Raw genomic sequence first — 7,460 nt, 5'->3', positions numbered from 1 at the left:
GTCGAGGTCGACGAATCCGTCACCGGGCAGGTCCCGTCGTGTGACCACAGTGAACCGTGACACGGTCACCGGCCGGGCGGCCAACTCGACGGTTTCCCCCTCCCGCATCCGCGCGTAGGCCCGTTTGCCGTCGACCTTGATCGCGCTGACACTCGCGGGCACCTGCTCGATGTCGCCCGTCAACGCGGCGACGCCCGCGGCGATCGCGTCGTCGCTCACCCCCGACGCGTCGGCGGTCGCGACCGTCTCACCTTCCGCATCGTCGGTGACGGTGCTCTGCCCGAGCCGGATTGTCGCGGTGTACGACTTGGTGGTCAGCGACAGCAACCCGAGCATCTTCGTGGCCCGTTCCACACCGAGGACGAGCACTCCCGTCGCCATCGGATCGAGCGTGCCCGCATGCCCCACCTTGCGGGTGCCGAGCAGCCGCCGGCAGCGGGCAACGACGTCATGGCTGGTCATTCCCGGGTCCTTGTCGACGACGAGCAGACCGGCATTGGCCAGAGCGGGGTTTTCGGTGACAGACACGTAGCCGGATTCTGCCACCTCCGGTTCAGGAGACGGCGATGGCGGTGAGCACCAGACCGTCGGCGACGAGCCAGCGCCCGTCGAACGCCGACACCGGCGCACCGCTCCGGGTGTCGCCCGGAACCAGCAATCGCGACCGGAACGATCCGGACGCGACGGTGCCCGCCGCCGTGTCGTCGCGGACGAACGTGATGTGGGCGTCGTCGAATCCGAGCCACCGACCGGTCAGCGGAAACCAGGCCTTGTAGGTCGCCTCCTTCGCGCAGAACAGCAGGCGATCCCAGTGCACATCGTCGTCGGTGCCGGCGAGCCAGTCCCGTTCCGGTTCGAGACTCACCGCGGGCAGCACCCCGTCCGGGAGCACATCGTGCGGTTCGGCGTCGATCCCGACGGACCGCACCTGCAGCGAATACCCGAGGACGGCACCCCGGTAGCCGTCACAGTGAGTGAGGCTACCGACGACGCCGTTCGGCCACACCGGCACACCGCGTTCACCCTTGAGGACCGGTGCCGGATCGACACCCAGCCGTTGCATGGCCTGACGGGCGCAGTGACGTGCACCGATGAACTCACGGCGACGCTTGTCGACGGCCCGCGCGATGAGCGCTTCCTCCTGCGGATGCGGTGCCAGACCCGGCGGATCGTCGAACAGTTCGGCGGCGACGACACCTGCCGGCAGGATCCGCCCGATCAGCGTCGCGGACGTGTCGGGGATGTTCCCGGTCGTGTCCGTCACCGCAGTTCCCTTGCTCGTTGTGCGCGCATCTTCTCCGCTTCCCTTTCCATCTCGGGCGTCACCGTGAAATGCCCGCCCCACTTGTTGAGCGTGCCCGGCGGATACTCCGGGACCGGCAGAATCTGCCGCAGCACCTGTTCGGGCAGGCCACGCCGCTGCCATTCGCGGGGATAGCCGACCGATACCTCCTCGAAGCGCACGCCGTCGTAGTACGTGGTGCGCGGAATGTGCAGGTGCCCGTACACCGAGCACACTGCGCGGTACCGCAGGTGCCAGTCCGCGGTGTCGGTGGTACCGCACCACAACGCGAACTCGGGGTAGAACAGCATCCGGGTGGGTTCACGCACCAGCGGGAAATGGTTGATCAGCACCGTCGGCAACGCCGGATCCAGCGCGTCGAGACGCTGCCGCGTCGACTCCAACCGCACGCGGCACCACATGTCGCGCGTGAGATAGGGGTCGGGAGCGAGGAGGAATTCGTCGGTGGCGACGACATTGCGTTCGCGTGCCAACGCCAGCCCGTCCGCTTTCGTCGTGGTGCCCTCGGGCAGGAACGAATAGTCGTAGAGCAGAAACATCGGGACGAGCACCACCGGCCCCCCCGCGCCTTCCCACACCGGGTACGGGTCCTCCGGGGTGATCACGTCGAGTTCTCTGCACATGGTGACCAGATAGTCGTACCGGGCGACGCCGCGCATCTGCACGGGGTCCTTCGCGGTGGTCCAGAGTTCGTGGTTGCCCGGAACCCAGATGACCTTGGCGAATCGGCTGCGCATCAGCGTCAACGCCCAGCGAATGTCGTCGGTTCTCTCCGCGATATCACCGGCGAGGATCAGCCAGTCGTCCGGAGACTCCGGGAAGATGTCCTCGGTGACGGGCCGGTTCCCCTTGTGTCCGACATGGATGTCACTGACCGCCCACAGCTTCGCCACCGGCACTATCCTTCCGCTTCCGCCTGGTCGAGGGACCGCACCTGCCGGTCCGGTCCCGTCACCACCCATCGTCCCGACAATGTTCGCCCTACCACCGCGACCATCCGAAACACGATGAACACCGTAAGGCCCGTCCAGATTCCCGCGAGACCCCACTCCCACACGAGCGAGCACCAGATGAGCGGGAGGAAGCCCAGCAGCGCGCACATCAACGTCGCGGTGCGCAGGTACGCGGCATCCCCCGCACCGAGTAGCACCCCGTCGAGAGCGAACACCACACCCGCCAGCGGCATGATCGCCACGAAGAACCACCATGCGACGCCGATCTGGTCGAGCACCGCGTCGTCGGCGGTGAACAGGCCCGGAATCACGTCCCCACCGACCAGGAACACCAGCGCGAGCGCCGCCGCGAAAATCGTCGACCACGCGGTGATCCGCCACGCCAGACGGCGGGCAGCGGCACTGTCTGCGGAGCCGAGCGCCGCCCCGACCAGCGCCTGCGCGGCGATCGCGAGAGAGTCCAAGGTCAGCGCCACGAAGTTCCACAGTTGCAGCACCACCTGGTGGGCAGCGACAGCAGCGGCCCCGAAGCGGGCGGCGACCGCGGCTGCCGACAGGAAGCACGCCTGGAAAGCGAGGCTGCGTGCGATGAGGTCGCGTCCGAGGCGCACCTGGGCTCCGATGATCGCGCGCTGCGGCCTCAGTGGCACACCCGAACGCGTCAGCGCCCACAAGAACAGTGCCGCCGACACCGCCTGCCCGATCACGTTGGCAACTGCAGATCCGACGAGTTCCCATCGGGGCGCACCGACCAGTCCGTGCACGAGTATCGGGCACAGGACCGCCGACAGCGCCAGACCGGCAATGACGAAGCGCAGTGGTCGCGCCGTGTCCTGCACCCCACGCATCCACCCGTTGCCCGCGAGGGTCACCAGGATCAGCGGGGCGCCGAACAGCGCGATACGCAGCCATGACACGGCAGCACTCGCGATACCGTCGTCTCCGGCGATCAGCGCCGCGACCGGACCTGCGAGCAGTTGCCCTGCCACCAGCACGACCGCGCCGACACCGAGCGCCAACCAGGTGGCCTGCACGCCCTCACCGACGGCGTCACGGTCACGGTCGGCGCCGTGGAACCGGGAGGCCCGCGCGGTGGTGCCGTACGACAGGAACGTCAACTGGACGCTGACCTGCGCCAGGATGAGGCCACCGACAGCCAGTCCGGCGAGCGCCGAGGCACCGAGACGACCGACGACGGCGATGTCGAACAGCAGATACAACGGTTCGGCGGCCAGAACACCCAATGCGGGCAGCGCCAGCCCGAGGATCCGCCTCGCCGAAACCTCGGTCGCATTCTCCCCCTCAGGCGAGGGCGTCACGCAGTTCCGCCGCGATCTCGGTGCGATCGCCGTGAGCCGTGTAGCCCGCGGCGGCGCGGTGTCCGCCACCCCCGAGCCGTGCCGCGACGAGCGAAACATCGATCTCGTCCTTCGAACGCAACGACACCGTCCACACCTTCGGGCCGACCTCCTTGAACACGGCGGCAACCTCGGCCTCGGCCGTGGACCGCACGATGTCGATGACGCTTTCGATTTCCTCGGTCCGCAGGTGCGCGGAATCTACGCGCAGCACCGTCGCGTAGACGAGACCACGGCCACCCGCCGCGTCCGGAACCAGCTTCGCGGTGGCGAGCACCGCCGCGAGCATCGGCAGCCATCCGAACGGATGGGTGTCGAGTAGTTGCCGGGTGATCCGGGCACCGTCGATCCCCGTCGCGAGGAACCGCTCGGCCAGCAGGTGGGATCTCGCGCTGCCCCGCCGGAACGATCCGGTGTCGGTGACGAGACCGGCGAACAAGCAATGCGCGAGATCCGCGTCGATCGTGACGCCCCACTCGTCGAACAGGTCCGCGAGGACCACGGCCGTCGCTTCGGCATCGGGTTCGATGAGGTTGTGGGTTCCGAACCGGGTATTCGACCGGTGGTGGTCGATCACGAGTGTGCGAGCGGCACCGTGCAGTCGCGGAGCGAGCCGCCCGAGCCGCCCCGCGGTACCACAATCCACGGTGACCACCAGATCCACCGTTTCCCGCACCGCATCGGCTGCCGTCACCAGATGTAGCCCCGGTAGCTCCCGCATCGAATCCGGCACGTCGTCCGGCGCCCCGAACGCGACCTGAACGGGGACGCCGCGGCGTTCCAGCGCGAGACCCAGTGCGAGACCGCTACCGAGAGTGTCGGCATCGGGCTGCACGTGGCACAGGACGGTCACCGACTCGGCGGCGTCGATCAATTCGGTCGCACCGCGAAGATCCACTGTGGTTGCGGACCCGTTGCTGTCGGACCTGTTGCTGTCGGCCATCGCACTGCTGCTATTCGTCGTCGGTGTCGTCTCGCTCACGCGGTTCCTTGTATGGGTCGGCATCGCCTGCGTGCGATGCACCTTCGCGAGCCTTCGCGACCTCGTCGTCGGCAGCGCGAGCGCGGGCAAGCAGTTCCTCCATGTGCCGGGCGGTGTCCGGCACGGTGTCGGTCACGAACATCAACGTCGGCGTGAACCGCACACCGGTGCCGGCGCCCACCTTGGTCCGAAGCACGCCCTTGGCCTTCTCGAGCCCGGCGGCGGCCGCAGCGAGATCGGGCGCAGCGTCGAGATCCGCTCCGCGCACGGTGTAGTAGACGGTAGCGTCGTGCAGGTCGGCGGTCACCTTCGCGTCGGTGATCGTGACGAACGCGAGCCGCGGATCCTTGATCTCATGATCGATCGCGGTGGCCACGATGGTGGCAATGCGCTTGGCGAGACGGCGGGCCCGTGCTGGATCGGCCATGTCAATCGCTTCCTCTCCTCGCCGCGGCTGTTGTGTCCGGCCGCGGCAGCCGTTGGGACGTACGTGGGGTTCGGTCAGTCTTCCGGACCGAAAATTCTGCGGCGGGCCGCAAGCAACTGCAACTCCGGGTGGGCCGCGACGAGGCGTTCGCACCGGTCGAGGATGTCCGTGACATGCCCGACATCGGGACCGGCGGTCGCCACACCGAGCAACGCGCGGCGGTGCAGATCCTGGTTTCCGGCCTCGGTAGCCGAAACCCCGAACCGGCGCAGTTCCGCGAGGACCGGCCGGATCATCGACCGCTTCCCTTTGAGGGAATGCACGTCACCGAGCAGCACGTCGAGTTCGAGTGCGCCTACGAACACCGGACCTCCTGTCTGGGATGTGGACGATCTGGCATCGCGACCGTTGCTAGTTGCTACCGGGTACTTGTGGGGTGTCGACGCGTCGGGGCGGCGGACGATTGCTCGTCCGCCGCCCCCAACGGTAGTGCCGTCGGTAGTTACCGACGGCGGTGCCGTCAATAGTTACCGACGGCGGTGCCGTTAGTCACGCGGCTTTTCGCGCAGTTCATATGCCTCGATCACATCGCCGACCTTGATGTCGGAGTAGGTGACCGTCAAACCGCACTCGTAGCCTTCGCGGACCTCGGTGACATCGTCCTTCTCGCGGCGCAGCGACGAGATGGTGACCGTTTCGGCGACAACATTGTTGTCGCGGAGCAGGCGCGCCTTCGCGTTGCGCTTGACGATGCCGGATTGCACGAGGCAACCCGCGATGTTGCCGACCTTGGACGACTTGAAGATGGCGCGGATCTCGGCGCGGCCGAGTTCGACCTCTTCGTAGATCGGCTTGAGCATGCCCTTGAGGGCCTTCTCCACCTCGTCGATCGCCTGGTAGATGATCGAGTAGTAGCGGATGTCGACGCCTTCGCGGTTCGCCAGCTCCGTCGCTTTGCCTTCGGCGCGGACGTTGAAGCCGATGATCACCGCGTTGGATGCCGCAGCGAGGTTGACGTTGGTCTCGGTGACACCACCGACACCGCGGTCGATGACCCGCAGCCGAACCTCGTCGTCGATCTCGATGCCCATGAGCGCTTCCTCGAGGGCCTCGACGGTACCCGAGTTGTCACCCTTGAGGATGAGGTTGAGCTCGTTGTGCTCCTTGAGCGCGGCATCCAGATCTTCGAGCGAGATCCGCTTGCGGCTCTTCGCGGCCAGTGCGTTGCGCTTACGTGCGTTGCGCCGGTCTGCGATCTGCCTGGCGATGCGGTCCTCTTCGACGACGACGAGGTTGTCGCCGGCGCCCGGCACCGACGTGAAGCCGATGACCTGGACCGGACGTGACGGCAGCGCCTCGATGACGTCGTCGCCGTGCTCGTCGACCATGCGTCGCACGCGGCCGTAGGCGTCGCCGGCGACGATGGAGTCGCCGACCCGCAGGGTGCCGCGCTGGATCAGGACCGTGGCCACCGGACCGCGACCGCGGTCGAGGTGTGCCTCGATGGCGACGCCCTGCGCCTCCATGTCCGGGTTCGCCCTCAGATCGAGCGATGCGTCTGCGGTCAGCAGCACGGCCTCGAGCAACTGCTCGATGTTCAGGCCCTGCTTCGCGGAGATGTCGACGAACATGGTGTCGCCACCGTATTCCTCGGTGACCAAGCCGTACTCGGTGAGCTGCTGGCGGATCTTCTGAGGGTTCGCACCCTCCTTGTCGATCTTGTTCACCGCGACGACGATCGGCACGTCGGCCGCCTGCGCATGGTTGATCGCCTCGACCGTCTGTGGCATCACGCCGTCGTCGGCGGCAACCACGAGGATCGCGATGTCCGTCGACTTCGCACCGCGGGCACGCATGGCGGTGAACGCCTCGTGACCCGGAGTGTCGATGAAGGTGATCAGGCGATCGTCGCCGTTGAGGTGCGTGAGCACCTGGTAGGCACCGATGTGCTGGGTGATACCGCCGGCTTCCGCCTCACGGACGTTGGCCTTGCGGATCGTGTCGAGCAGTCGGGTCTTGCCGTGGTCGACGTGACCCATGACAGTGACCACCGGAGGACGCTGCTGAAGGTCCTCTTCGCCGCCCTCGTCCTCGCCGTACTGGATGTCGAACGACTCGAGCAGTTCGCGGTCCTCGTCTTCGGGCGAGACGACCTGCACGACGTAGTTCATCTCCGAGCCGAGCAGCTCGAGGGTCTCGTCGTTCACCGACTGCGTGGCCGTGACCATTTCGCCGAGGTTGAACAGAGCCTGGACCAGTGCTGCCGGGTTCGCGTCGATCTTCTCCGCGAAGTCGGACAAGGATGCGCCTCGGGCGAGCCGGATGGTCTCGCCGTTGCCGCGGGGCAGCCGGACACCGCCGACTGCCGGCGCCTGCATCGAATCGTATTCCTGCCGCTTCTGCCGCTTCGACTTGCGACCACGACGCGGTGCGCCAC

8 protein-coding genes are annotated in these 7,460 nt (G+C 67.2%); all 8 read right to left on the bottom strand.

The genetic code is table 11. The annotated features are described in order from the left end of the window. On the bottom strand, window positions 1–528 hold a 528-nt coding region (truB, locus tag WAX14_RS07735; RefSeq protein WP_422627505.1), incomplete at its 3' end, for a tRNA pseudouridine(55) synthase TruB. A gap of 25 nt (window positions 529–553) precedes the next feature. Then, window positions 554–1,222 carry a 4'-phosphopantetheinyl transferase Npt gene (gene npt / locus WAX14_RS07730; protein WP_422627508.1) on the bottom strand — a complete coding sequence of 223 codons (669 nt, stop codon included), beginning with the start codon at window positions 1,220–1,222 and terminating at the stop codon, window positions 554–556. 38 nt (window positions 1,223–1,260) lie between these two features. Next, the gene (locus tag WAX14_RS07725) at window positions 1,261–2,205 is read right to left on the bottom strand and encodes a metallophosphoesterase family protein (protein ID WP_422627507.1); all 945 of its coding nucleotides are present in this window, start codon (window positions 2,203–2,205) and stop codon (window positions 1,261–1,263) included. After that, window positions 2,202–3,575, bottom strand: a complete 1,374-nt coding sequence (locus tag WAX14_RS07720; RefSeq protein WP_422627504.1) for an MATE family efflux transporter — start codon at window positions 3,573–3,575, stop codon at window positions 2,202–2,204. Before WAX14_RS07720 ends, WAX14_RS07725 begins: the two co-directional genes overlap by 4 nt. Further along, window positions 3,559–4,557: a DHH family phosphoesterase gene (locus tag WAX14_RS07715; protein WP_422627506.1), complete on the bottom strand. Its 999-nt coding sequence runs from the start codon at window positions 4,555–4,557 to the stop codon at window positions 3,559–3,561. The genes WAX14_RS07720 and WAX14_RS07715 overlap by 17 nt, the downstream gene beginning before the upstream one ends. Before the next feature lie 10 nt (window positions 4,558–4,567). Continuing rightward, window positions 4,568–5,023 (bottom strand): 30S ribosome-binding factor RbfA, encoded by a 456-nt coding sequence (rbfA, locus tag WAX14_RS07710; RefSeq protein WP_422627503.1) that lies wholly within the window; start codon window positions 5,021–5,023, stop codon window positions 4,568–4,570. A gap of 74 nt (window positions 5,024–5,097) precedes the next feature. Then, window positions 5,098–5,388 (bottom strand): DUF503 domain-containing protein, encoded by a 291-nt coding sequence (locus WAX14_RS07705; protein WP_422627502.1) that lies wholly within the window; start codon window positions 5,386–5,388, stop codon window positions 5,098–5,100. A gap of 180 nt (window positions 5,389–5,568) precedes the next feature. Then, on the bottom strand, window positions 5,569–7,460 hold a 1,892-nt coding region (infB, locus tag WAX14_RS07700; RefSeq protein WP_422627501.1), incomplete at its 5' end, for a translation initiation factor IF-2.

Source organism: Rhodococcus sp. (in: high G+C Gram-positive bacteria), assembly GCF_049299235.1.
Classification (GTDB): Bacteria; Actinomycetota; Actinomycetes; order Mycobacteriales; family Mycobacteriaceae; genus Rhodococcus.
This window is presented reverse-complemented; position numbering and strand designations above follow the sequence as displayed.

Bases quoted from the DNA above. Each gene is read 5' to 3' on its own strand.
- WAX14_RS07715 (WP_422627506.1), bottom strand. From the start codon at position 4,557: ATGGCCGACAGCAACAGGTCCGACAGCAACGGGTCCGCAACCACAGTG.
- rbfA (WP_422627503.1), bottom strand. From the start codon at position 5,023: ATGGCCGATCCAGCACGGGCCCGCCGTCTCGCCAAGCGCATTGCCACC.